Below are 23,214 nucleotides of genomic sequence, written 5' to 3'. Positions count from 1 at the left end.
CCGAGGCGCCTTTCCAGGGACCTGACGCGGCCGTGTGACCTGCGCGATCTTGGGTTCCTCCGGGGTTTGAGGGCATTGTCAGTGGCGCAGTGCACTATCGAAACCGGGAGGTGGAGCAGGTGCGGAAGATCGCGTACGACTGCGATGTGCTGGTGATCGGCGGCGGCATCGTCGGCCTGTCGACGGCGTATGCGATCACGCGTGCCGCCCCGGGCACCCGGGTGACGGTCCTGGAGAAGGAGGCCGGACCGGCCCGTCATCAGACGGGGCGCAACAGCGGGGTCATCCACAGCGGGATCTACTACCGCCCCGGCTCCCTGAAGGCGCGCTACGCGGTGAAGGGCGCCGCCGAGATGGTCAAGTTCTGCGCCGAGTACGGCATCGCGCACTCCGTCACGGGCAAGCTGATCGTCGCCACGGAGCGCGAGGAGCTGCCCCGCCTGCACGCACTCGTCCAACGCGGCCGGGAGAACGGCATACCGGTCAGGGAACTGGGCCCGGCCCAGATCACGGAGTACGAGCCGGAGGTGCGCGGACTCGCCGCCATCCACGTGGGCACGACCGGGATCTGCGACTTCGTGGCGGTCGCCGAGCAGCTGGGCGACGCCTCCGGGGCGGAGATCCGGTACGGGGCGGAGGTCGTGCGGATCGACCGGCGCCCGGCACTGGGCGTCGCCGTGCGCACGGCCGACGGGACGGTCCTCCGCGCGCGTGTGCTGGTCAACTGCGCCGGACTGCACTGTGACGAGGTGGCCCGGCTGACCGGGGACGAGCCCGGGATGCGGATCGTGCCGTTCCGGGGTGAGTACTACGCGCTGGCGCGGCCCGAGCTGGTGCGGGGGCTGGTGTATCCGGTGCCGGATCCGGCGTTTCCGTTCCTCGGGGTGCATCTGACGCGAGGCATCGACGGAGAGGTCCACATCGGGCCGAACGCGGTCCCCGCGCTGGCCCGCGAGGGGTACGGCTGGGGGGTCGTACGGCCCCGGGAGCTCGGCGCGACGGTGGCATGGCCGGGATCCTGGCGGATAGCCCGGCGGCACTGGCGGTACGGAGCGGGCGAGCTGCGGCGGTCGGTGTCGAAGGAGGCGTTCACCCAGGCGGTGCGCAGGCTGCTGCCGGAGGTCCGCGCGGACGACCTCGTGCGGGCCCCGGCCGGAGTGCGGGCCCAGGCCGTGCTGCGGGACGGGACGCTGGTGGACGACTTCCTGATCCGGGAGGGGGCACGGGCGGTGCACGTACTGAACGCGCCGTCGCCCGCGGCCACCGCCTCACTGCCGATCGGGCGGGAGGTCGCACGCAGGGCGCTGGCGGTACTGGACCGGGCGTGAGCCGCCGCCCGCGGACCCGGCTCCCGGCCCGCCGCCGCCCTGCCGTCCCGCTGCCGTCGCGCTGCCGTCGCGCTGCCGCAGGACGGGCCGGTCGGGCCGGTTGCCGTCGCGCTCCCCGTAAAATTGATGCCACTGTGTCTGACTCTCTCGATTTCGCCCCCGAAGACGCCGCGGCCGCACCCGCCGGCCGGCCTCCGCGTATCCCCGGTGCCTCCCCGCGCCACAGCCGGGCCAAGGGAGAGCCCCGCTTCCCCGGCGGGCCGAAGGCCGATCCCGCCGGGTCCCACTTCGAGCGGCGGATCCGTAGTTTCCAGCCGCGGCGCAGCCGTGTGACCGCCGGGCAGGCGGACGCCCTGCAGCGGCTGTGGCCCCTGTGGGGAGTGGACATCGACGGGCAGCGGACCGTCGATCTCGCCGAGCTGTTCGGGAACACGCACCCCGTGGTGCTCGAGATCGGCTTCGGCATGGGCGAGGCCACCGCGCGGATGGCCGCCGACGACCCGGACACCAACATCCTCGCCGTCGACGTGCACACCCCCGGGCAGGGCAATCTGCTGGGTCTCGCCGAGCGGAACGGACTGGCCAACATCCGGGTCGCGAACGGCGACGCGATCATTCTGCTCCGCGAGATGCTCCCGCCGGACGCGCTCGACGGGCTGCGCGTCTACTTCCCCGACCCGTGGCCGAAGAAGCGCCACCACAAGCGGCGCCTGATCCAGCCCGAGTTCCTCACACTCGCCGCCGCACGCCTCAAGCCGGGCGCACTGGTGCACTGCGCGACGGACTGGGAGCCGTACGCCGAGCAGATGCTCGAAGTGCTCACCGCGCACCCCGACTTCGAGAACACCCGGCCCGACGGCGGCTACGCGCCACGGCCCGAATTCCGCCCCCTGACCCGTTTCGAGGGCCAGGGGCTGGACAAGGGTCATGTGGTGAACGACCTGCTGTTCCGGCGCGTACCGCACCGGGACCGGTCCTCCGCCGGCGACTGAGCGCCCCGCGGACCCGCCGGGTACCGTCGCGGGCGACGCCCCTGTCTCGTTAGGGTCGATGCCGTGGCCACCTGTCCCTCGTATCCGACGCATTCCGACGGCAACGCGGGCCGGCGGCACCCGCACTGGTGGCAGCGTCGGTGGGTGCGCTACGGCGCGCCGATCACGCTCCTCGCGCTCTCCGGCCTCGTCATCCTCGCCCTCGTGCGGCAGCAGACCGGCACCGAGGGATTCCTGGTCGGACTGGGACTCGCGGTGCTGCCCGTGCCGCTGCTGGTCGCCGCGTTCCGCTGGCTGGACCGGGTGGAACCCGGCCCCTGGCGGAACATGGTCTTCGCCTTCGCATGGGGGGCGTGCGCGGCCGCGCTCATCGCGATCGTCGCGAACAGCTTCGCGACCCGCTGGATAGCGACCGCGACCGCCGACCCGAACAGCGCCGACACACTCGGCGCGACGCTCATAGCACCGGTCGTCGAGGAGTCCGCGAAGGCGGCCGCCCTGCTGCTGGTATTCCTCTTCCGCAGACGGGACTTCACCGGGATCGTGGACGGGGTGGTGATAGCGGGGGTCACCGCCACCGGCTTCGCCTTCACCGAGAACGTCCTCTATCTGGGCACGGCCTTCGGCACGGACCAGGTCAGCGGTGGGCGGGGGCTCGCCTCCGTGACGGCCGCGACCTTCTTCGTCCGGGTGGTGATGTCGCCCTTCGCGCATCCGCTGTTCACCGTGCTCACCGGCATCGGCTTCGGTATCGCGGCGCTGTACGCGGAGCGCCGGCCCGCACCGCGCGTTCTGATGCCCCTCGGCGGTCTGCTGCTCGCCATGGGCATGCACTCCATGTGGAACGGGTCGTCGTCGTTCGGCGAGTACGGGTTCTTCGCGGTGTACGCGTCCTTCATGGCGCCCGCGTTCGCGTTGCTGACCTGGCTGGTGATCTGGACGCGGCAGCGGGAGCTGAGGACGGTACGGGAGGAGCTGCCGGCGTACGCGGCCACCGGGTGGCTGGGGCCGGCGGAGCCGTTCGTCCTCGGCTCCATGCGGGCGCGGCGGGTGGCCCGGCAGTATGCGCGGCAGCACTTCGGGAAGGCGGCGGCGCGCTCGGTGGCGGAGTACGAGGCGTACGCGACGTCCCTGGCGTTCCTGCGGCACCGGGGGCACCGCGGCCGGGCGGGGGCCGGCTTCGTCGTACGGGAGAGAGAGCTGCTCTCCGCGTTGTGGGCGCGGCGGGCGGTGGCACGACCGGCGCTGGCGCACGCCGCGCGGACGACGGCGCCGGTGCACCCGCCGGTCTGGCCCGGCCACGGATACCATGGGCACGGGTACGGACACGGTCCGTGGTCCCCGGCGCCGTACGGGCCGACGTCGCCGTATCCCGCGTACAACCCCTACCGCTCGTAGGGTCGCGGGCGGTGCGGCGCCGCCGGCTCCGCCGTCGCGGACGGTCGGTACCGCGCTACGCCGACGCCTCCGTCAGCTTGGCCAGGTCCTCCTCCGTCAGGGTCAGGTCCGCCACCGCCAGCAGCGCGGGCAGCTGTTCCACCGTGCGGGCGGAGGCGATGGGGGCCACGACCGTCGGCCGGGCCGCGAGCCACGCCAGCGCCACCGTCGCGATCTCCGCGCCCCGCGCCCGCGCGACCTCGTCGAGGGCCCCGAGCACGCGTCGGCCGCGCTCCGTGTCCAGATGCTTGCCCGCGCCCTGCGCCCGCGCCGAGTCCACCGTGGTGCCCGGCCGGTATTTGCCGGTGAGGAAGCCGGCCGCGAGCGCGTAGTAGGGAACGGCCGCCAGGCCCGCCCGTGCGGCCACGTCCTGCAACGGGCCCTCGTAGGCGTCGCGGGAGACCAGGTTGTAGTGCGGCTGGAGCGCCACGTACCGGGCCAGGTTCTCGCGGTCGGAGAAGTCGAGCGACGCCTGGAGGCGCTCGGCGGAGATGTTGGAGGCACCGATGGCGCGCACCTTGCCCGCCTTCACCAGTTCGTCGAGCGCGCCGATTATCTCCTCGACCGGCACCTCCGGCCGGTCGAAGTGCGTGTAGTAGAGGTCGATGTAATCGGTGCCCAGGCGGCGCAGGGACGCGTCGGCCGCCGCCTTGATGTTGGCGGCGCTCAGCCCCCGGTACTCGGGGTGCTGGCCGACCTTGGTCGCGATGATCACATCGGAGCGGTTGGAGCGGGCCGCCAGCCACTTGCCGATGACGGTCTCGGACTCGCCGCCCTGATTGCCGGGGGCCCACGCCGAGTAGACGTCGGCCGTGTCGACGAAGTTGCCGCCGGCCGCCGCATAGGCGTCGAGTACGGCGAAGGACCGGGTCTCGTCGGCGGTCCAGCCGAAGACGTTGCCGCCGAGGGAGAGGGGGAAGACCTCGAGATCCGAGGCGCCGAGCTTGATGGGAGACGTCATGCCTTGCGTCAACACACGCGCCGGAAACACCTATTCCGCTCGTGGGCCCTTCCGTGTGCCTCTTCCGCACCCCTGACCGGCAGCCCTGACGTCGGGGGGATGTCGTCAGGACCACCGGGGTTCAGAAGAGGGGGCGGGTTCAGAGGGGGAAGGGGCAGGAGGAGGGGGCGGGCGCCGGGGGTGTGGACCCCGATGTCAGGGGTTGAGGCCCTTGCCCTGGAGCCACGCCATCGGGTCGATCGCGCTGCCGCCGTTCGGGTGGACCTCCAGGTGCAGGTGCGGCCCGGTGACGTTGCCGGTCGCGCCCACGCGGCCGATGACATCGCCCGTGGCCACCTTCTGGCCGACGGTGACGCTGATCGACGACTGGTGGCAGAACCACAGCTCGGTGCCGTCGTCGAGGGTCAGGACCGTGCGGTAGCCGTACGAGCCCGCCCAGCCGGCCTGGGTGATGGTGCCGCTGTGGATGGCCTTGATGAGCGTGCCCGTGGGGGCGGCGAAGTCGAGGCCGGTGTGGTAGCCGGAGGACCACATGGCGCCCGCGTCACCGAAGCGGGAGGTCAGGGTGTACGAGGAGGTGGGCAGCGTGTACTGCTTGGCGAGCTCCGCCAGGCGCGCGGCCTCGGCCTTCTGCCTGGCCTCCGCCTCCGCCGCCTTCTTCTCGGCGGCGGCCTTGGCGCGGGCGGCGTCCTGAGCCTTGGCCGCCGCGGCTGCGGCCTTCTTCGCGGCGGCGTCCTCGGCGGCCTGTGCGGCCGCCGCGGCGATCCGGTCCTGCTGGGACTCGGCCTGCTGCATGATCCGGGCGCGCAGCACCTCGCCCGCGTCCTTGGTGCCCGCGGCGGCGTCGGCGGTGCTCACGCCCGCGGTGCTCAGGACGGTGGCGGAGCCCTTGGGAGCGCTGGTGTCCTCGCCGATGAGCGACTTGGCCGAGTCGGTGACCGAGGAGAGGTCGGGCAGGGATATGGACACCGGCGGCTTGCCGGTCTGCGCGGTGGCCATGCCGCCCGCGCCGACCGCGGCCATCACACCGACGCCCAGAACGGTGGAGCTGCGGGCGAGCCCGCCGCCGCGCTGCCTGGTGACACGGTGCCGACCGCGGACGGGACGGACGGAATCCTCGGTGGGGTTCCACTCCCCCCAGGGGCCCTCGTCGGTGCGGGACGCGAAGCCGATCGTCTGCGTACCGCCAGGGGCGAACGAGGTGCTCTCGGCAGGCCGGTTGGACGCCACGTGGGCGCACTCCTTTCCTTCCGTTTCGCCTACCGGGTTAGCTGACGGGTTCGGAGGGGAAGGTCTCCTACGCGCGTATACCGACCGTTTTGACGCGGCGGCATAAGCCCGATTCACCCCAAGATGGTGGTTCCCCGGTTCCCTTGCGGGATTCGGCACACGCGCACGGAGCCGCCTCGGGTGACGGCTGGGACGACCGCGCTGCGTTATCGAACGTTAATAGACCCGGGCACCGGATTCCAAGCCGTTCGGGCAGATCCTTAACGCTCTTGGCCAGGACGTTCACGACAGGAACGGTGAAAAACGGGCGAGTTGACCGCGCCTCATCCACCCCGCTTGTGCTGACGGTGTGTCAGTTGTTATGCGGAGGGGGGTCACCCGCTCACCCACCGTGACAAGCGCCTGGCGCCCCAGGGTGTTTGGGGCCCGAAGGTCTTCATGAAGGCTCGGACCGGCGGCGCACGGCCAGCAGCGCCATGTCGTCCGTGGCCTGGCCGCCGGTGTGGCGGGCTACGTCCTCCGTGACGGCGGCCAGCACGGCGCCCGGAGTGGGGAGGACCCGGCCGGCGAGGCGGTCGGCGGGATCGTAGAACTCGCCGCACGCGTTGCGGGCCTCCGAGACGCCGTCCGTGTAGAAGAGCAGCGTCGAACCGGGCGGGAAGTCCCACTCCTCCGCACGGTCGGGCCAGAGGGCGAGGTCGCCCATCCCCAGCGGCAGCGCCGGCTCACGCGCCTCCAGTTCGCGCACGGTGCCGTCGGGGAGCAGGAGCAGCGGGGCGGGGTGGCCGCGGTTGACGAGGCGAACGACGCCTTCCTCGTGCGGGATCTCCGCGAGGACCGCGGTGGTGAACCCCTCGTGGGCGTCGGGGCCCTCCCGGCGGATGCCCTCGCGTGACAGCGCCCGCTCCAGGCGCTGGGCGACGGCCTCCAGGGACGCCTCCTGCTCGGCCGCCTCCCGGAAGGCGCCGATGACGACGGCGACGGCGGCCACGGCGCCCGTCCCCTTGCCCCGCACATCCCCGACCACGAGACGTACGCCGTGCGGAGAGTCCTGGACGGCGTACAGGTCGCCGCCGATGGAGGCGTCGGCCTGCGCCGCCTCGTACCGGGCGGCGATCAGCAGGCCCCCGATCCGGGCGGCGGGCTCGGGCAGTACGGCGCGCTGCGCGGCCTCGGCGATCCGGCGGGCGGAGGCGAGGCGGGCGTCGTTGCGGCGTACGAGCACGTTGATGAGGAGGGCGGGGACGGCCGCGGCGGCGGTGGTGACCGACTCGGTGACCGCGCCGGACGGCCCCTGTACGCCGAGTCCCAGATGGACCGCCAGGACGGCGGCGAGGGCGGCGGCGCCCGCGACGACGGTGCCGCGCAGCGAGTGCAGGGGCGCGGCGACGAGCGGGGCGGCGGTGAACAGGGGGACGGCCGGGAAGACCGACGGGGTCAGCCGGCCGCAGCAGACACCGAGGAGGATGAGCAGCGCGGGCAGGGCCCGCAGCAGCGCCCGCACATACGAACTCCGGCGGCTCTCCACCGGGCCGGCCCCCGGCGGCCGGGCGTCCCCGGGCCCTCGGCTCGTCACGACGGGCTTGCCGTCAGGACCGCCGCGGCCATCGGACTCTTGGTGAGGGGTGACGGCGGGGCCGCCGCCGATGGTCTGGTCGTACGGGACTCCTGCCCCGCCGTACGGTCTTCCGGGCCTCGGCCCGCCGTCCTCCTTGTCGCACGGCTCCTCGATCCGCCACGCGCCTCCTTGCTGCACCACCCGTCCAGGCTTCCCAAAGGACGGGCGGGGGGCGACCGCTGTGGGCCGACCGGCGTACACGCCCGGGTGCACGGACGGGAGGCGGACGCGAGAAAAAGCCGAGGGCCGGATTCCTTTCGGACTCCGGCCCTCGGCCATCAGTAGCGGGGACAGGATTTGAACCTGCGACCTCTGGGTTATGAGCCCAGCGAGCTACCGAGCTGCTCCACCCCGCGTCGGTGATTCCAGTGTACGCCATGTGCGCGATAGGCAGCGCACAGGTTTACGTTCACGGGGCTTGACCAGCGTTTTCGGCCGTCGCGTTGCCCGGCCGTCTGCGGCTCCCAGGCGTCAGGGGCTCTCGGGCGGGGACAGCAGATGGGTGTTCGGCGCCTTGGCCCGCTCCTCGTACTCGGGCAGCAGCACCACATCCGCGCCCTCCGCCGTCAGCAGCGCGTTCCCGTCCGCCGCCGCCACGAACGTGTCCGGTTCACGCCAGGCCGTGACCACCCGCCGTACCCCGGCGTCGAGGATCAGCCGGGCGCACGGCGCGGGCCGGGACGCACGGCGGGCGCAGGGCTCCAGACTGCTGTACACCGTGGCGGTGGCCAGTCGCGGATCCGCCGGGTCCAGCTTGGCCAGCGCCGCCTCCTCCGCGTGCACCACCGGGTCCCCGCCCTCCCGGGAGTGGGCCCGCGCCAGCTCCGTGCCGTCGGCCGCGACGATCACCGCCCCCACGCTGAAGGCCGTCCGGGACGGCGGGCACTGCGCCGCCAGCTCACACGCCGTCTCCAGCCATCGCCGGTCCGCGGCGGTGGCCGAGCGGCCGGTGCCGGGCGCGGTGGGTACGTAGCGCATCAGCACGACATCCCCGACCGGTCGCGTCTCCACCAGCCGCATCCGTCCCGGCGGGTACGCCCCCGGCCCGAACAACCGCGGCGCGTCGGGCTGCCCCACGACCAGCGGAGCGAGCACGAGCTGCAGCTCGTCCGCGAGCCCCTGCTGCAACAGCTGCGTGTGCACCCTCCCGCCGCCCTCGACCATGAGCCGCCGTACGCCCTTGACGTCGCCCAGATGCGTGAGCACGGCCCGCCACTCCACGTCCGGGCCGAGCGCGACCACGTCCACGTCCGCCGGCAGCAGCCCGTGCAGCCGTTCCGCGCCCTTGTCCGTGGTGTAGAGCGCCTTCGCGCCGCCCGTGTGCCAGAAGAGGGCGGCCGGATCGAGATCCGCGGACGCGCTGACCACCACCTTCAGCGGGTATTCCGGCAGTCCCGCGGAGACCCGGGCCGCGCGCCGCTCCTCCGAGTAGACCAGCAGCCGCGGATTGTCGGTGCGCAGCGTGCCCGCGCCGACGAGTATCGCGTCGCTGCCCGCCCGCACATCGTCGACTCGGTCGAAGTCCTCCGGCCCGGACAGCAGGAGCCGCTCGGGCCCGGTGTCGTCCAGAAAGCCGTCGAGAGAGACGGCGGCGGACAACAGCACATAGGGATGGGCCATCGGGCTGCGCTCCAGGGATCGGGTTCACGGTTCGCGTGGTCAGGATGCGACAGGCGGGGCCGGAGGTCGAGATCGGCGAACCTCGGTCAGCCTGGTTCAACTTTTAAACAATAACTACACTGTGCGGTATGACGACCCGCTGGCTCACCCCCGAGGAACAGCGCGCCTGGCGCTCGTACCTCGCCGCGTCATGGCTCCTGGAGGACACCGTCGACCGGCAGCTCCAGCAGGAGGCCGGCATGCCACACCTGTACTACTCCGTTCTCGCCAACCTCTCCGACGCGCCCGACCGCCGGATGCGGATGACCGACCTCGCGGAGACGCTGAAGATCACACGCAGCCGGCTGACGTACGTCGTCACCCGCCTGGAGAAGGACGGCACACTGCGCCGGGAGGGCTGCCCCACCGACCGGCGCGGCAGTATGGCGGTCCTCACGGACGCGGGCATGGAGCTGCTGGAACGCACGGCGCCGGGTCACGTCGAGACGGTCCGCGCCGCCGTCTTCGATCACCTCACTCCCGAGCAGGTGAACCAGCTCGAGGCGATCTGCACCCGGATCACCGATGTGCTCCAGGGCGACGAGGAAAGCCCCGGGTGCGACGGCCTGCCCTGGCGCCGGCGGTCCTCCGCGGAGTGACCGTGGCCCCTCCTTCAAACAGGTTGCTTGAAACTTAAAGCACGAGTTAGAGTCTCCGACCGAGGTTGTGCTTCAAATCTGAAGCATGGGGCGCACCCTCCGCACCCGCAACCCACCGGCCCGGAGAAAAGACGACACATATGCGCGACCAACGCGACGCCACCGCAGCCAGTGACGGCAGCGACCCGACCGGTCTGCCCACCGCCATCGACCTCCTCGCCGCCACGGGCCTTCCCGGCGCCACAGTCCGCACCCGCGTGACGGTCCCGCTCCGCTTCGGCGACGGCTACACGGTCACCGCCGACCTGGTCACCTTCCACGGCCTCGCCGACGGCCAGGAGCACATGGCCGTGCTGCTCGGCGAGCCCGCCGCCGGCCGGCCCCCGCTGGTGCGGCTGCACTCCGAGTGCCTGACCGGTGACGTCTTCGGCTCGGCCCGCTGCGACTGCGGCGCCCAGCTGCGCGAGGCGGTCGAGCGCATCGCCGACCGGGGCGGCGTCCTGTTGTACCTCCGCCAGGAGGGCCGCGGCATCGGCCTCTACAACAAGCTCGACGCCTACGCCCTCCAGGACCAGGGCATGGACACGTACGAGGCGAACGCCGCGCTCGGCCTGCCGGAGGACGCCCGCGACTACACGGCCGCCGCGCAGATGCTGCACGCCCTCGGCATCGACACCCTGGACCTGCTCTCCAACAATCCCGACAAGGCCGCCCAGCTGCGCGGTCTCGGCCTCACGGTGACCCGGCACGTCCCCACGGGCGTCTTCACCACGGCACACAACGTCCGCTACCTGCGCGCGAAGGTGGTCCACACCCAGCACACCCTGCCCCTGACGGAACTGACGGCGGGCTGAGCCGCGCGGCCTCCGGCAGGTCTCGGGGACTCGGCGATCCCACGAGTCCCCGGGCGTCCGGCCATCTCGGTGCTGTCCATGGCCTGTTGGGGCGGCCGGGCGCGGCGGAAGGCGCGCACCGGGCGCGGCGAAGACGCGTGACCAGGCGCGCCGGGGAGGTCGGCCGTGAACGGCCGGGAAACGGGATCCGGCCCCTTCCCCGAGGCTTTCGCCGCAGGTCAGGGGCCGGCTCGTCCGGTAGGCCCTGTGGGACTCGAACCCACAACCAATGGATTAAAAGTCCACTGCTCTGCCAATTGAGCTAAGGGCCCAGGCAAGGTTGCCTCCCTGAGCATAGCCGGACGAGGCCGTGTCGTAGATCGAGTATCGGGGAGCAGGGCCGGAAGTGCGCCGTGCATGTGCCCGAAGGGTTACGGATCGGCCGGTTCGGGGGAGCCGGCTCGGGCGGCCTCGCGGGCGAGAGTGCGTTCGTGGCGGGGGTCGAGGAACCAGTGGCGGGCCGAGGCCAGCCACCAGGTCGCGGCGAAGCCGAGGACGACGAGGACGGCGACCGGGGCGTAGTTGAAGGTCTCCCAGGTGACCGGGGAGACCTGCGGGAGCATGAAGAGAACCGTGATCACCCCGACCCACGCCACGGACACCACCCCGATAGCCTGCGACCAGCGGCCCAGGTGCCAGGGCCCGCGCTCGAAGGCCTCACCCCTGCGCACCCGCAGCAGGGTCGGGATGACGTAGGCGATGTAGAGGCCGATCACCGCGATCGAGGTGACCGCCGCGTACGCCGTGACATTGATCAGGTACGGCAGGCCCAGGGCGAGGGCGCCGAGCGCCGCCAGCCACACCGCCGCCACCGGGGTCCGCGTGCGTGGGCTGACCGTGTGCCACAGCCGGGAGAAGGGCAGCGCGCCGTCGCGGGAGAAGGCGTAGATCATGCGGCTGTTGGCCGTCACGGACGCCATCCCGCAGAACAGCTGCGCCCCGATCACCACGAGCAGCAGCAGCTTGCCCGTGGTCGCGCCGAGGGCGTCCAGCAGGATCTGGGCGGGCGGTGCGCCGGTCGGGGACGTCAGCTCCTTGTCGTAGGACTGGATGGCGAAGGTGAAGCCCAGCAGGAGGACGAAACCCGCTATCCAGGACGTCCAGATGGAGCGGACGATGCCCTGGGGACCGGCCGTGGACGCGTTGTGCGTCTCCTCGGTCATATGCGCGGAGGCGTCGTACCCGGTGAAGGTGTACTGGGCCATCAGCAGGCCCAGCAGCACGACGTAGACCCCGCTGCCCCAGCCCGTGTTGTCGACGAATCTCGTGAACACGAAGGACGCCGACTGGTGGCGGTCCGGTACGAACGCCAGTGCGCCGACGATCACAGCGACCCCCAGCACGTGCCACCACACGCTGACGCTGTTGAGCAGGGCGACGATGCGGACGCCGAAGGTGTTCAGCAGGCCGTGCAGGAGCAGGATCGCCGCGAAGAGCAGGACCGTGCGGCCGGGTGTGACCTCGAAGCCGAACTGGAGATTGAGGTACGCGCCGAGGAAGGACGCGGCACCGAAGTCGATGCCCGCCGTCACCGCCACCTGGCCCAGTACGTTGAACCAGCCCGTGAACCAGGCCCAGGCCGCGGCCGAGCGCGGCGGCGCCAGCCGGTGGGCCCAGAAGTACAGGCCCGCGGAGGTCGGGTACGCCGAGCAGATCTCGGCCATCGACAACCCGACGAACAGCGTCATCAGTCCCACGGCCACCCATCCCCAGGTGATCACGGCGGGGCCGCCGGTGTTCATCCCGAAGAGGTAGAGCGTCAGACAGCCGGAGAGGACGGAGATGATCGTGAAGGAGACCGCGTAGTTGGAGAACGCCGACATCCGGCGGGCGAGAACCTGGGTGTAGCCGAGCTGGGCCAGCCGCTCTTCGTCGGACGGCCCGTTCGGTCGTGCGTCGTTTGTCATGCCCCCAGCGTTTCCCTCGCCAGAGTCGTGACATGCATCACACGGTAGGTGCTGCGACCAAGAGTCGGTGTGCGGAGGTCCGGGCCGGCCGGGAACGGCTCGGGAGAGCCGGGCCCGGCCGAGAGCGGCTCAGAAGAGCCCCCGGTAGCCCTGCCAGCCAGTCGCGATCTTCGTCCGGGACCCGAAGGATCCCTTGCCGTCCCCGGCGGTCCGGTAGAGGTTGCCCGCCGTGTCCCGCTCGACCAGGTCGTCCCTGCCGTCGCCGGTGATGTCCCCGACCCCGATGACGGCGTTGTAGGAGCCGCCCCAGTTCGTGAAGACCTTGACCCGGCTCTTCAGCGCGCCGGTCCCGGTGCCGTTGTACCGCCACAGCGTCCCGGACTTGTCCCGGGCCAGCACGTCGCCGAATCCGTCGCCGTTGAGGTCGCCGGCACCGACGACCTTGGTGTAGCCCTTCCAGGCGGACGCGATCTTCTTCCCGGCCGCCAGTGTGCCGTCACCCTTCGCCGCGAAGAGCTGGACGTCCCCGGTGGAGGCCTGCCGGGCCAGCAGGTCCGGCCGCCCGTCGCCCGTCAGGTCGCCGGGCGAGGTGAGCACGTCGTACGCGTTCCAGCCGGTGCCGAGCCTGGTGTACGGCGTGGAGGTGGTGAGTGCCTCGCCGCACCGGACCTTGTAGCCGCGCAGCGAGCCGTCGGACATGCGCACCAGGACGTCGTTGCAGCCGTCCTTGTTCAGGTCGCCGAAGGGCACGGCCACGGCCTTGGTGGACCAGCCCTTCCCCGAGACCTTCCCGGAGAAGGTGCCCTTGCCCGTCCCCCGCTGGAAGGCGAAGGCCCCCGACGAGTCGAGGGTGAGCAGGTCGCCGATTCCGTCCGGGAGCCCGGAGGGGCCGACGTGGTCGTGGCGCAGCGGGCTGCCGCTCGGCAGCCGGACCGTGCCGCGCACCTCCAGCGGCTGCCCGCCCCCGTCCGCGGGGGTGACGGACAGCGTCCAGTCGTACGAGCCGGTCGGAAGGGGCACGTCCGAGGCGAACCGGTGGTCCATGCCGGACCAGCCGACTCTGAGTTCGCCGCGTGTGACGGTCCCGGCGTTCCGGGTGTCGACGACCTGTCCGGTGCGCTTGCTGCGTACGGTCAGCCGCCAGCCGGACGCCGGCTTGGACAGCAGCACGGTGGTCAGGGTGTTCGTGGCCGCGTCGGCCGCGCCCGGCATCACCCACGACACGTTCTGCGCCGGCCCGAGGAGCCGCAGCGGCTGCTGGGGCACGCCGGACGGTACGAGGTGGACCTGCTCCTTGTCGTCGACGTAGGCCGCGTTGCCGCCGGACTCGTCCACCGTCCAGCGCACGTCCCGCTGCGAGACACCGGTGTCGGGCAGGTCGCCGATGACGCGGCTGACGGGGCTGCCGTCGGCGACGGTCGTGAGCGTCAGCGTCCCGGCCTGCTTGTCGTGCGTCACGACGTACCCGTCGCCGAGCTTCGCCTCGCCGGCCGGCACGGGCACGGACTTCTTTGCCACACGGTCGTAGACCCCGGCCCGCCCCTCGCAGGTCCAGTACAACCAGCGGCCGAGCGCCTGGAGTTCGGCGGGCGCGCAGCCGGCGCCGGTGGTGACGGTCTCGGTGGTCTTACGGGCCGTCAGGTCGTAGGCGGTGACGTCGCCGGGGGCCGCGGCCGCCGTCCACAGGGTGTCGCCCGAGAGGGCGGCGGCACCGGGGGTGCGAGTCACCGCGGCGGAACCGTAGTCGCCGATCTTGAGGACGGACTGCTCGGTGGCGGTCGTGTAGATGAGGTACTGGCCGGAGGCGTCCGTGATCTGCCCGCCGGCCGGGACGGCCCGGTCCCAGAAGGAGTACGGCGCGGGTCCGGCGGCACGGATGCGGTCGCCGCTCGAGTCCCTGCTCACCCAGGCGATCCGGCCGTCGGGCAAGCCGTGCAGCTGGGAGCAACCGGCGTCCGCCGTGGGGCAGTCGCCCACCAGCAGGTCGGTTCCGTCGTAGTTGGAGCGCTCACCGAACTCGGGTGTTCCGGTCACGGCGACGGTGCGGCCGTACGAGTTGCGGTGCCCGGCCCAGCTGGGATCGGCCACGACGAGCCGCCCCTGGTCGAGCGAGAGTCCCTGGATCCTGGACGGCGGCTTCGGCAGCGGCTTGACCGGCGTCACGGCGGGCTTGCCGTCCGGGCCCGCCTGGATGTGCTGGATACCCCAGTCGTCATCGCCCGTGCGGCCGATGACGACGGCGGTACCGTCCGGCGCGGCCGAGATGCCGCTGAGGGAGGAGGCCATCAGGGTGAGCGGGGCGCCACCCGCGAGGGGCACGGCCGTCACCCGGCCTTCGTTGCCGGGGCGGTGGACGATCCAGTCACCGACCACGGCGAGACTGACGGACCGGCCGCCGACGCCGTGGTCGCGGTCCAGGGGGACCTCGACCGGGGCGGCCGCCAGGTCGGCACGGGAGAAGACGAGCGCCGTGGTGCTGTCGGAGCCGCGGTACACGACGAGGTGCTCGGGCGAGAGCCTGGTCAGGGAATAGCCGTTCGGCAGCGCGGGCGTCCGGCTCACCACCCGGCCGGTCTCCGGAGCGACCGCCACCATGCTCAGGGCGCCGTCCACCTTGGCGGCGAAGACCAGCCCCGTGGCGTCGCCGGCCACGGGACCCATGAGGGTCATACCCGCCGGGACGCCCTCGACGGCCACGTCACGCGTGGCTCCGTCGGGCCCCGCGGTCAGCAGGTGCCTGACCGTGGTGACGGTGCCGTCCGCGGCGGTGACGTCCTGGTGGGTGACGGCCGTGCTGCCGTAGACGCCGTACAGTGCCTGGCCCTCGGGGACGCGGAGGGTGGTGGTCGTGCCGTCGGGGGCGTTCCACAGCGCGACCCGACCGTCGTCGTGGCGGTAGGAGAGCACGTCGCTGCTCGTCCCTCTGGTGATCACGCCGACCGGGGCCGACGGCGCGTCGAAGGACCGGCCGTCCGAGTAGCGCGTCCACACCAGTCCCGAGTGACCCTCCAGGTGGTGGAAGACGCCCTGGGTGCCCGCGCCGGCACCGCTGTTCTGGACGTCGGCGTTGTAGAGCGTCGCCGACGTGTACGTACTGCGGTACGTGGCCGGCACCACCGTCTCCGGTGGCGCGCCCGGAGCCGCCGAGGCGGACGGGAGCAGAGGGCCGAGACCGACCGTGAGCGCGGCGGCTGCGGTCACAGCGACGGCCGTGCGTCTGGTGCGGGAACGATGCGCGAAGACGTGCCGGACCACGGTGTTCCTCCCCGAAGACACGAAAGGGGACGCGCGCCGCCCAGATTGGCCCCCCGGCCCCGGCTGTCACATCACCCTCAGAAGTCGGCTGATCTTACAGGCAGTTCAGCAAAAGCGCCGCGCCCCCCCCCGGGGTCGGGCGGGGGCGCGGCGCGGAGGGTTGCCGTGGCCGGCGTCAGCCGTTGCGCTTCCAGCGCGGCTTGTCCTCGCGGCGGCCGAAGGAGCTCGTGCCGCGGTGGTCGTCGCGACGGCCGTACGGGCGGTCGTGCGAGCCGGAACGGGGGCGGTCGCCCTGGCGGTCGCGGTTGAACGGACGGTCGCTGCCGCGGTGTCCGCCACGCTCGTCGCGCCGGTCGATCGGACGGCGGTCGGTGTCCCTGCGGAAGCCACCACGGTCGTCACGCCGCTCGAACGAACGGCCACCCCGCTCGCCGTCACGCCGGTCGCGGTCGAAGGGGCGACGGTCGCGGTCGCCGTCCCGGCGGAAGCCACCGCGGTCGTCACGCCGCTCGAACGAACGGCCACCCCGCTCACCGTCACGCCGGTCGAAACCACGCTCACGGTCCCGATCACGGGAGAAGCCGCCCCGGTCGTCACGGCGGTCGCGGTCGAACGGGCGACGGTCGCGGTCGCCGTCCCGGCGGAAGCCACCACGGTCGTCACGCCGCTCGAACGAACGGCCGCCCCGCTCACCGTCACGCCGGTCGAAACCACGCTCACGGTCCCGATCGAACCCACGGTCGCGGTCGAACCCACGCTCGCGGTCGCGGTCGAACCGGTCGCCGTCCCGGCGGAAGCCGCCCCGGTCGTCCCGGCGCTCACGCCGCTCGTACGAGGACGAACCGGCCGTACGCTCCTCGCGCTCGCCCTGCCGCTCGCGCTCGACGTCCTGCGCGGTCGGCTGTTCCGGCACCGAGATCTCGGCGGCCGGCGCCTCCACGGTCTCGGACGAGACGCCGGACGTCGCCTCCGCCGCCACCGCGGCCTCCGGGTCCTCGCCCCGCTCCCGGGCGGCCCGGGCGATCAGCCGGTCGGCCTCGTCGCGCAGTTCGGCCGCGCGCCGCGTGGCCCGCTCCAACTGCTTGGTGAGGTGCGCGACTTCACGCTCCGCCTGCTCCGCGGCGTTCCCGGCCGACTCGGCCTGGACCTCCGTCATGGAGCGGGCACCGGTGATCTCGGCGACCTCGGGGTCGAACGCGGCGCCGCCCTGGATGAGGTGGCGCGAGGCGTCGACGCCCGCGTCCTCCATCAGCCGGAAGATCTGGCGCCGCTGGTGCGGCAGGGCGAGGGAGACCACCGTGCCCGTACGCCCGGCACGAGCCGTACGTCCGGCGCGGTGCAGGTAGTCCTTGTGGTCCCCGGCGGGGTCCACGTTGAGGACGAGGTCGATGCCGTCGACGTGGATGCCGCGGGCCGCGACGTCCGTGGCGACGAGCACGTTGACGTACCCCTCCTTGAAGTCGGCCAGCGTCCGGGTGCGCGCGCCCTGGGTCATGCCGCCGTGCAGCGCGTCCGCCTTCGCCCCGGCCTCGCGCAGCTGCTCGGCCACGCGGTCGGCGCCGAGCTGGGTGCGCACGAAGATGATGGTCCGGCCCTTGCGGGAGGCGATGGCGGCGGTGACCGGAGCCTTGTCCTTCGGCTTCACGATGAGGATGTGGTGCGACATGGTCGTCACGGCACCCTGGGCGGCGTCGACCTCGTGGCTCACCGGGTCGGTGAGGTAGCGGTCGACGAGCGTCTGGATCTCGTTCTCCATGGTCGCGGAGAAGAGCATGCGCTGGCCGTCGGCCGGCACCTGGTCGAGCAGCTCGGTGACCTCGGGCAGGAAGCCCAGGTCGGACATCTGGTCGGCCTCGTCGAGCACGGCGATCCGCACGTCCTCGAGGGAGCAGGCGCCGCGGTTGATGATGTCGCGCAGGCGGCCCGGGGTGGCGACCAGGATGTCCACGCCGCGCTCCAGGGCGTAGATCTGGTTGCCCATGGAAGTACCGCCGCAGACGACCTTCATCTTCAGGCCGAGGACGTCGCCGTAGGGCTGGAGTGCGTCGGCCACCTGCATGGCCAGCTCACGCGTCGGCGTGAGGATGACCGCCCTGGGCTTCTTCTTGTCCGTGTGACCGCCGGCCAGGGTGGCGAGGGTCGGCAGACCGAAGGACAGCGTCTTGCCCGAGCCCGTCCGCCCGCGGCCGAGGATGTCCTTGCCGGCCAGGGCGTCCGGGATGGTCGCGGCCTGGATCGGGAAGGGGACGGTGACGCCGTTCTGGGCGAGCTTGCGGACGACACCCTCGGGCAGACCGAGATCCGCGAAGGTGATCTGGGGAGCGGTGTCCTTGTCCTCGGTTTCCTCGGACAGGACGACGTGCTCAGTATTGGCAATGGACATGCGAAATGCGAACCTTCCGGAGTTCACGGCACGCGCCCAAACATCCGTGAAGTCGCAATCGACCGCCTCAATGCGGTCCGGCCACGGCAAGGGAGAGTACGCGCCACACGCGGCGCGTCTTTTAGGCGCCGGGCAAATGGGATCAAACGATCTACCACCATACGCACCCGCCCCCACCGAGTGCAAACCGAATCCCTCGCGCCCCGGGTGACCCTCACCACAGGGCCCTTCGGATGCATCCGGGCGGGTCCGGACCATGTGGGCCCCGCTACGCCACCGGTGCCCCGGCCTCGGGTACCGGCTCCCGCACCACCAGCTGCGCGGACTGCTCGTGCGCCGAGGAGGAGGGCTCCGCGGTCGTCGGAGTCGGTGACGGCGGGTCGGGCTCGCTGGTGGGTGACGGCTGCTGGGTGGGGGTGGGGGTGGCCTCTCCCCCCGTCGGGCCGGGTGGCGCCGCACCGCCGCCCCCGTCGCCATTGCCCGCCGTCTCCCCGCCGCTCGGCCCGGCGCCCTTGGTCCCGGGGCCGTGCCCGGACGCCGATGCGGAGGGCGAGCCGGAGGCGTCCTTCCCGGACTTCCCCGACTTCGCCGCACCGCCCTTGGCCGCCGCACCGCCCGGGTCCCCGCCGCCCCGGCCCCACGCGGAGCCCCCGTCCGGCGCGGCCGCGCCGTGCCGCCCCGCCGAGTGCGACGGCGAAGGGCTGCCCGCGTCGTCGCCCACGCTCACACAGCCGGCCGCCGCGGCGATGACCATCGCCGCGGCGGCCAGACGGACTGATACGTAACTGGCGCGCACGGGCAGCCACCTCCGGAGGCGGTGAGAAAAGTCCCCCTGCCCAACTCCCATCGCCCGCAAGAGGACACGCGCTCCGCACGGAGAGCGTCACACGTCACAGCTACACGCGCGGAAAGAGGCGTACGCCGGTCTCACTCCGGTGTCCCACGGACACCACCCCCGCACCGCCGCGCTCCTTGCACACGCGACCCCGCCTCAGCCGTACCCCTGGCACACGCGACCCCGCCTCAGCCGTACCCCTGGCACACGCGACCCCGCATCGGCCGTATCCCCGCACCCCGGCGCGTATGGCCGCGCCTCAGCCGTACCCCAGCGCGTGCAGTCGCGCGTCATCGATTCCGAAGTGGTGCGCGATCTCGTGCACCACCGTCACCTCGGCCTCCGCGACCACGTCCTCCCGTGTCTCGCAGATCCGCAGGGTCGGCCCGCGGTAGATGGTGATCCGGTCCGGCAACACGCCCGCGTACCACTCCCCGCGGTCGGTCAGCGGAGTGCCCTCGTACAGTCCGAGCAGCTCGGGATCGTCGCGGGGCGGCTCGTCCTCGACGAACACCGCCACGTTGTCCATCAGCCGCGTCAGCTCCGGCGGGATCCGGTCGAGCGCCTCGGCGACCAGCTCCTCGAACTCCTCACGCGTCATCTCCAGCACAGGGCCATTGTCCGGTACGACACCCTCCTAGGTGAGGCGTCGGGACCCTGACAGGTGGGGCATCGGGTGTCCCGCATATCGGCCGGGCGATCTGGGCATACGGCACCAATGGCCCGCGTTCCCCTCGTCCCGCTCATCCCCGCCGCAGTCTGGAATCGCATACGAAGGGCGCCCGGCTCCCTCGCCCGGCACTACCGCTCGCTCCGCCCCCTGCCCGCCGCCGAACTCGCCCCCCAGCCGCACCCCTGGCTCCGGGCACTCGGCATGGTCGCCGTAGTCCTCCTCGGCGCCTGGCTCGGACTGCTGATCGTGGGCAATGTGCGCGTGCCGGTCGGGCCCATGAACACCACCATGACCCTGCGCCCGTCACTCATCGGCGGCACGAAGATCAACGTTTCCCCGCTCGGCGCCCTGCGGCTGGACAGCCACGACGCCCCCGTGCGCCTCGACGTCAATGTGGACCAGCTCGACCCGGTCCGCGCCCAGGCCCTCGTCGACCACCCGGAGCGGATCTCCGGGCTCCAGCAGGAGATCACCCACGACGTCGAACACGGCACGCTCGATCTGGCCGTCCGCTCGTGTGTCGCGGTGGTCGCCGGCGCCACCGCGCTGGGCCTGGCCGTCTACCGCCGCCCCCGCCGGGCCCTGGCGGCCGGCGGCCTGGCGCTCGCGCTGCTCGCCGCCTCGGGCGCGACGGCGTACGCCACCTGGAACCCCAAGTCGGTCCTCGAGCCGAAGTTCTCCGGCCTGCTCTCCTCGGCCCCTTCCCTGGTCGGCAACGCGCGCAGCATCGTCACCGAATTCGACGTCTACCAGAAGGAGTTGGCTCGCCTGGTGACCAACGTGACCAAGCTGTACGACGTCACCTCGACCCTCCCGGCGTACGAACCCGACCCGACCACCATCCGGGTCCTGCACGTCTCCGACATCCACCTCAACCCGGCCAGCTGGAAGATCATCGCGTCCCTGGTGCGGCAGTACGACGTCAACGTGATCGTCGACTCGGGCGACACCATGGATCACGGCACGGCGGCGGAGAACGGTTTCCTGGACCCGATCGCGGATCTGGGCGCCCCGTACATCTGGGTCCGGGGCAATCACGACTCCCGCACCACCCAGCGCTACCTGGAGCACATGAAGAACGTGCACGTCCTGGACGACGGCCGGGCGATCACGGTCGCGGGCCTGCGCTTCGCCGGGATCGGCGACCCCCAGTTCACTCCGGACCGCTCCGTGGCACCCGGCGGTGACCGCGCCGAGGAGCTGGCGGGTGCGCGCCTGGCCTCCGCCCTGCGCGACCAGAAGGCCGCCGGGACGCCCGTGGACGTCGCGATCACCCATGAGCCGACGGCCGCCCGCCAGACGGACGGCGAGGTGCCCATGGTCCTGGCCGGCCATGTGCACCACGAGGGGATGGAGATCATGAAGTACGGCACCCGGCTGCGCATCGAGGGCTCGACGGGCGGCAGCGGGCTGCGCGCGGTCGAGCACCAGTACCCGGCGCCCGTGGAGGCCTCGATCCTCTACCTGGACCGGAACACCCGCCGCCTCCAGGCGTGGGACGCGATCAAGCTCGGCGGCCTGGGCCAGACCACGGCGGAGGTGAGCCGCCACCTGGCCAAGGAGAACCAGCCGGGCACGGCCCCGTCCCCCGGCGCCGGCTCCTCCTCCCCGGGCACCGCGCCCACGGGCCTCCCCGGCGTCACTCCATGACCTTCCGGCCCTGCTCCGCACCCTGCGGGCACCGGTGTGGACCGCTCCGGTGCGGGCTCGAACAGCTCCGCTGCGGCTCTCGCGCCGAGCGTCCCGTAAACCGTTTTGGCGAACCCTCGCCCGATCCCATATGCTTCTCACGTCCCCGACGCGCTGAGAAGCGCCCAGGCGGGCCGATAGCCCTCATCGTCTAGCGGCCTAGGACGCCGCCCTTTCAAGGCGGTAGCACGGGTTCGAATCCCGTTGGGGGCACGCAACACCATGTGCGACACTGTCGTACGCATAGCTTGGTCCTGTGGAGCAGTTTGGAGTGCTCGCCACCCTGTCAAGGTGGAGGCCGCGGGTTCAAATCCCGTCAGGACCGCTGAGGTTTCACGTGAAACCTCGTGGCTGGGTAGCTCAGTTGGTACGAGCGTCCGCCTGAAAAGCGGAAGGTCGCCGGTTCGACCCCGGCCCCAGCCACAATCGCCCCATCAGGGCAAACACCCCCGCCGATGATCATCGGCGGGGGTGTTTTCGTGCGGCCAACGGGGGCCTGAGGAGCAGAGACTCATGGCGTCCCGGCCTCACTCCTCGGCACGCTGGGTGATGGCCGCCTCGGTGCGGTCCCCCAGGAACTCGTACCACCGGCGTTGCAGGCAGACGTAGCGCACGTCCGCTTCGACGAGGCTGAGGAAACCCGACACGGTCTCGGTGAGACGCTGCTGCAGCCCCGGATCGACAAGCGTTCCGTCCTCGGCGAAGGCCTGGTAGCTATGGGCCAGGCTGAACATGTCCGGGTAGACGCGGGTGCCCAGGTGTTCCAGGGGCATCCTCAAGGCCCACAGTCCGCGGTTGCCACCGACCAGGGACGGCGAAGCGGAGAGAAGCATCGCGTTCTTGGTCTTGAACGGCTGCGGCCGAACACGGGAGACCCAGTCGATCGCGTTTTTCAGCACTCCCGGCACGGAGGCGTTGTACTCCGGCGAGGAGATGACGAAGGCGTCGCTCTGTTCGAGTTGATCGCGCAGGGCGAGGGCGCCGTGCGGCAGCCCTTCGGTGGCCTCCATGTCGCCGTCGTACAAGGGCATGTCGAAGTCGCGCATGGCGGCGAGGTGGACCGCCGCGCCGGTGTCCGAGATCAGCCGGGCCACGAGCGCGGCGAGGCGCGCGTTGGCCGAGTCGGCCCGCAGCGCCGCGCCGAACACCAGGACCCGCAGCGGGCCGGGAGGCGTGTCCGTGGGCATGGGTCCGTCCTTCCGTCGTGGGCACGCGCCTCCGGCGGGGCGCCCCACTGACCAGTGTGGTTCCGGGAGGGCTGCCGTGCGACAGCGGCGAAGGGCGTGCCGGATGTTGGCATGTTCCCGCCGGAGCGCTACCTTCTGGCCGTCGACGCAACCGTGCGGGTGGGGGAGATCATGGGCGGGGACCGGGCCAAGGCCATGGGGGACCTCGAGCTGGAGCAGGACCGGGCGCGCTACGGCATGCTCGCGGTGATCATGAGCAACCTCGCGATCGCCGGAGTCGCGATCTTCGGGGTATGGCGTCTGGACGGTGACAAATCCGTGATCGTCGGCGTCCTCACCGCGGCATTCACGGCCGTCAGCAGCATGACCACCGCCTATCTGGGGATCAAGGCCGTCTCCAACACCGCCAAGTCCATGGCCCAGGAGCGAACGGCCCGCGCCCAGGCCACTCAGACCCCGCCGCCCTCTCCGGCCCCGGTTTCCGCGCCCCATGTACCGGCTCCGGCTCCGGCCCCCGCGGCACCTTCGGCTCCGGCCTCCCCCAAGCCGGGCGACGACTGAGCGCAAG

The 23,214-nt window shown here is 72.0% G+C and carries 17 protein-coding genes, 5 tRNA genes and 1 riboswitch; of the genes, 10 read left to right on the top strand and 12 right to left on the bottom strand.

Annotated elements, in window-relative coordinates:
• Positions 1-89 precede the first annotated feature (89 nt).
• The 3 genes from lhgD (at position 90) to LZ604_RS30710 (ending at position 3,718) form a co-directional block, all read left to right on the top strand.
• On the top strand, positions 90-1,328 hold the full coding sequence (gene lhgD / locus LZ604_RS30720) for an L-2-hydroxyglutarate dehydrogenase (RefSeq protein ID WP_372482239.1): 1,239 nt from the start codon (positions 90-92) through the stop codon (positions 1,326-1,328).
• A gap of 134 nt (positions 1,329-1,462) precedes the next feature.
• On the top strand, positions 1,463-2,320 hold the full coding sequence (gene trmB / locus LZ604_RS30715; RefSeq protein WP_372482238.1) for a tRNA (guanosine(46)-N7)-methyltransferase TrmB: 858 nt from the start codon (positions 1,463-1,465) through the stop codon (positions 2,318-2,320).
• 63 nt (positions 2,321-2,383) lie between these two features.
• On the top strand, positions 2,384-3,718 hold the full coding sequence (locus tag LZ604_RS30710; protein WP_234519120.1) for a PrsW family intramembrane metalloprotease: 1,335 nt from the start codon (positions 2,384-2,386) through the stop codon (positions 3,716-3,718).
• A 55-nt stretch (positions 3,719-3,773) separates the two neighbouring features.
• Here LZ604_RS30710 and LZ604_RS30705 read toward each other — a convergent pair whose 3' ends face one another.
• The 5 genes from LZ604_RS30705 to LZ604_RS30685 form a co-directional block, all read right to left on the bottom strand.
• Positions 3,774-4,718: an aldo/keto reductase gene (locus LZ604_RS30705; RefSeq protein WP_234519119.1), complete on the bottom strand. Its 945-nt coding sequence runs from the start codon at positions 4,716-4,718 to the stop codon at positions 3,774-3,776.
• Positions 4,719-4,913: 195 nt separating this feature from the next.
• Positions 4,914-5,948 (bottom strand): M23 family metallopeptidase, encoded by a 1,035-nt coding sequence (locus tag LZ604_RS30700; RefSeq protein WP_234519118.1) that lies wholly within the window; start codon positions 5,946-5,948, stop codon positions 4,914-4,916.
• Positions 5,949-5,959: 11 nt separating this feature from the next.
• A riboswitch (cyclic di-AMP (ydaO/yuaA leader) is annotated at positions 5,960-6,116 on the bottom strand.
• Between the two features lie 268 nt (positions 6,117-6,384).
• The gene (locus tag LZ604_RS30695; RefSeq protein ID WP_372482240.1) at positions 6,385-7,524 is read right to left on the bottom strand and encodes a PP2C family protein-serine/threonine phosphatase; all 1,140 of its coding nucleotides are present in this window, start codon (positions 7,522-7,524) and stop codon (positions 6,385-6,387) included.
• 324 nt (positions 7,525-7,848) lie between these two features.
• Positions 7,849-7,922: transfer RNA gene (locus LZ604_RS30690), tRNA-Met, on the bottom strand.
• A 115-nt stretch (positions 7,923-8,037) separates the two neighbouring features.
• A complete protein-coding gene (locus tag LZ604_RS30685; protein ID WP_234519117.1) occupies positions 8,038-9,186 on the bottom strand; it encodes a dihydrofolate reductase family protein in 1,149 nt (382 codons plus the stop codon).
• 128 nt (positions 9,187-9,314) lie between these two features.
• Here LZ604_RS30685 and LZ604_RS30680 point away from each other — a divergent pair, with 128 nt between their 5' ends.
• Complete coding sequence (locus LZ604_RS30680) at positions 9,315-9,824, top strand: MarR family winged helix-turn-helix transcriptional regulator (RefSeq protein ID WP_234519116.1); 510 nt, start codon at positions 9,315-9,317, stop codon at positions 9,822-9,824.
• A gap of 140 nt (positions 9,825-9,964) precedes the next feature.
• Positions 9,965-10,678, top strand: coding sequence for a GTP cyclohydrolase II (locus LZ604_RS30675; RefSeq protein ID WP_234519115.1), 714 nt, complete (start codon positions 9,965-9,967; stop codon positions 10,676-10,678).
• A 238-nt stretch (positions 10,679-10,916) separates the two neighbouring features.
• Here LZ604_RS30675 and LZ604_RS30670 read toward each other — a convergent pair.
• From LZ604_RS30670 to LZ604_RS30645, 6 genes are all read right to left on the bottom strand, one after another.
• Positions 10,917-10,989, bottom strand: a tRNA-Lys gene (locus LZ604_RS30670).
• A 99-nt stretch (positions 10,990-11,088) separates the two neighbouring features.
• Entirely contained in the window at positions 11,089-12,624 is a 1,536-nt protein-coding gene (locus tag LZ604_RS30665) for an amino acid permease (RefSeq protein WP_234519114.1), read from the bottom strand.
• A 129-nt stretch (positions 12,625-12,753) separates the two neighbouring features.
• Positions 12,754-15,825, bottom strand: a complete 3,072-nt coding sequence (locus LZ604_RS30660) for an FG-GAP repeat domain-containing protein (RefSeq protein ID WP_234519112.1) — start codon at positions 15,823-15,825, stop codon at positions 12,754-12,756.
• 229 nt (positions 15,826-16,054) lie between these two features.
• Positions 16,055-18,262 carry a DEAD/DEAH box helicase gene (locus LZ604_RS30655; protein ID WP_234519110.1) on the bottom strand — a complete coding sequence of 736 codons (2,208 nt, stop codon included), beginning with the start codon at positions 18,260-18,262 and terminating at the stop codon, positions 16,055-16,057.
• A gap of 268 nt (positions 18,263-18,530) precedes the next feature.
• Positions 18,531-19,058, bottom strand: a complete 528-nt coding sequence (locus LZ604_RS30650; protein ID WP_234519108.1) for a hypothetical protein — start codon at positions 19,056-19,058, stop codon at positions 18,531-18,533.
• A gap of 298 nt (positions 19,059-19,356) precedes the next feature.
• A complete protein-coding gene (locus LZ604_RS30645; protein ID WP_234519107.1) occupies positions 19,357-19,707 on the bottom strand; it encodes a metallopeptidase family protein in 351 nt (116 codons plus the stop codon).
• A gap of 108 nt (positions 19,708-19,815) precedes the next feature.
• On the opposite strand from LZ604_RS30645, the gene LZ604_RS30640 reads away from it, so the two are divergent.
• From LZ604_RS30640 to LZ604_RS30625, 4 genes are all read left to right on the top strand, one after another.
• Positions 19,816-21,420, top strand: a complete 1,605-nt coding sequence (locus LZ604_RS30640) for a metallophosphoesterase family protein (protein WP_234519105.1) — start codon at positions 19,816-19,818, stop codon at positions 21,418-21,420.
• 179 nt (positions 21,421-21,599) lie between these two features.
• Positions 21,600-21,672, top strand: a tRNA-Glu gene (locus LZ604_RS30635).
• Between the two features lie 37 nt (positions 21,673-21,709).
• A tRNA-Asp gene (locus LZ604_RS30630) sits at positions 21,710-21,784 on the top strand.
• 24 nt (positions 21,785-21,808) lie between these two features.
• Positions 21,809-21,882, top strand: a tRNA-Phe gene (locus tag LZ604_RS30625).
• A gap of 104 nt (positions 21,883-21,986) precedes the next feature.
• On the opposite strand, the gene LZ604_RS30620 is transcribed toward LZ604_RS30625, so the two are convergent.
• Positions 21,987-22,646, bottom strand: a complete 660-nt coding sequence (locus LZ604_RS30620; protein WP_234519103.1) for an NADPH-dependent FMN reductase — start codon at positions 22,644-22,646, stop codon at positions 21,987-21,989.
• A 111-nt stretch (positions 22,647-22,757) separates the two neighbouring features.
• Between LZ604_RS30620 and LZ604_RS30615 the strand changes: the two genes are divergently transcribed.
• Positions 22,758-23,207: a hypothetical protein gene (locus LZ604_RS30615; protein WP_372482236.1), complete on the top strand. Its 450-nt coding sequence runs from the start codon at positions 22,758-22,760 to the stop codon at positions 23,205-23,207.
• The last annotated feature ends 7 nt before the right edge of the window (positions 23,208-23,214 follow it).

Source organism: Streptomyces glomeratus (assembly GCF_021462825.1).
In the GTDB taxonomy this organism is placed as follows: Bacteria; Actinomycetota; Actinomycetes; order Streptomycetales; family Streptomycetaceae; genus Streptomyces; species Streptomyces glomeratus.
The sequence above is the reverse complement of the archived record's forward strand: the minus strand, read 5'-3'. Positions and strand labels throughout refer to the sequence as shown.

Coding starts and splice junctions, on each gene's coding strand:
- LZ604_RS30705 (WP_234519119.1), bottom strand. CDS start 4,718: ATGACGTCTCCCATCAAGCTCGGCGCCTCGGATCTCGAGGTCTTCCCC.
- LZ604_RS30685 (WP_234519117.1), bottom strand. CDS start 9,186: ATGGCCCATCCCTATGTGCTGTTGTCCGCCGCCGTCTCTCTCGACGGC.
- LZ604_RS30680 (WP_234519116.1), top strand. CDS start 9,315: ATGACGACCCGCTGGCTCACCCCCGAGGAACAGCGCGCCTGGCGCTCG.
- LZ604_RS30675 (WP_234519115.1), top strand. CDS start 9,965: ATGCGCGACCAACGCGACGCCACCGCAGCCAGTGACGGCAGCGACCCG.
- LZ604_RS30665 (WP_234519114.1), bottom strand. CDS start 12,624: ATGACAAACGACGCACGACCGAACGGGCCGTCCGACGAAGAGCGGCTG.
- LZ604_RS30655 (WP_234519110.1), bottom strand. CDS start 18,262: ATGTCCATTGCCAATACTGAGCACGTCGTCCTGTCCGAGGAAACCGAG.
- LZ604_RS30640 (WP_234519105.1), top strand. CDS start 19,816: ATGGCCCGCGTTCCCCTCGTCCCGCTCATCCCCGCCGCAGTCTGGAAT.
- LZ604_RS30620 (WP_234519103.1), bottom strand. CDS start 22,646: ATGCCCACGGACACGCCTCCCGGCCCGCTGCGGGTCCTGGTGTTCGGC.
- LZ604_RS30615 (WP_372482236.1), top strand. CDS start 22,758: ATGTTCCCGCCGGAGCGCTACCTTCTGGCCGTCGACGCAACCGTGCGG.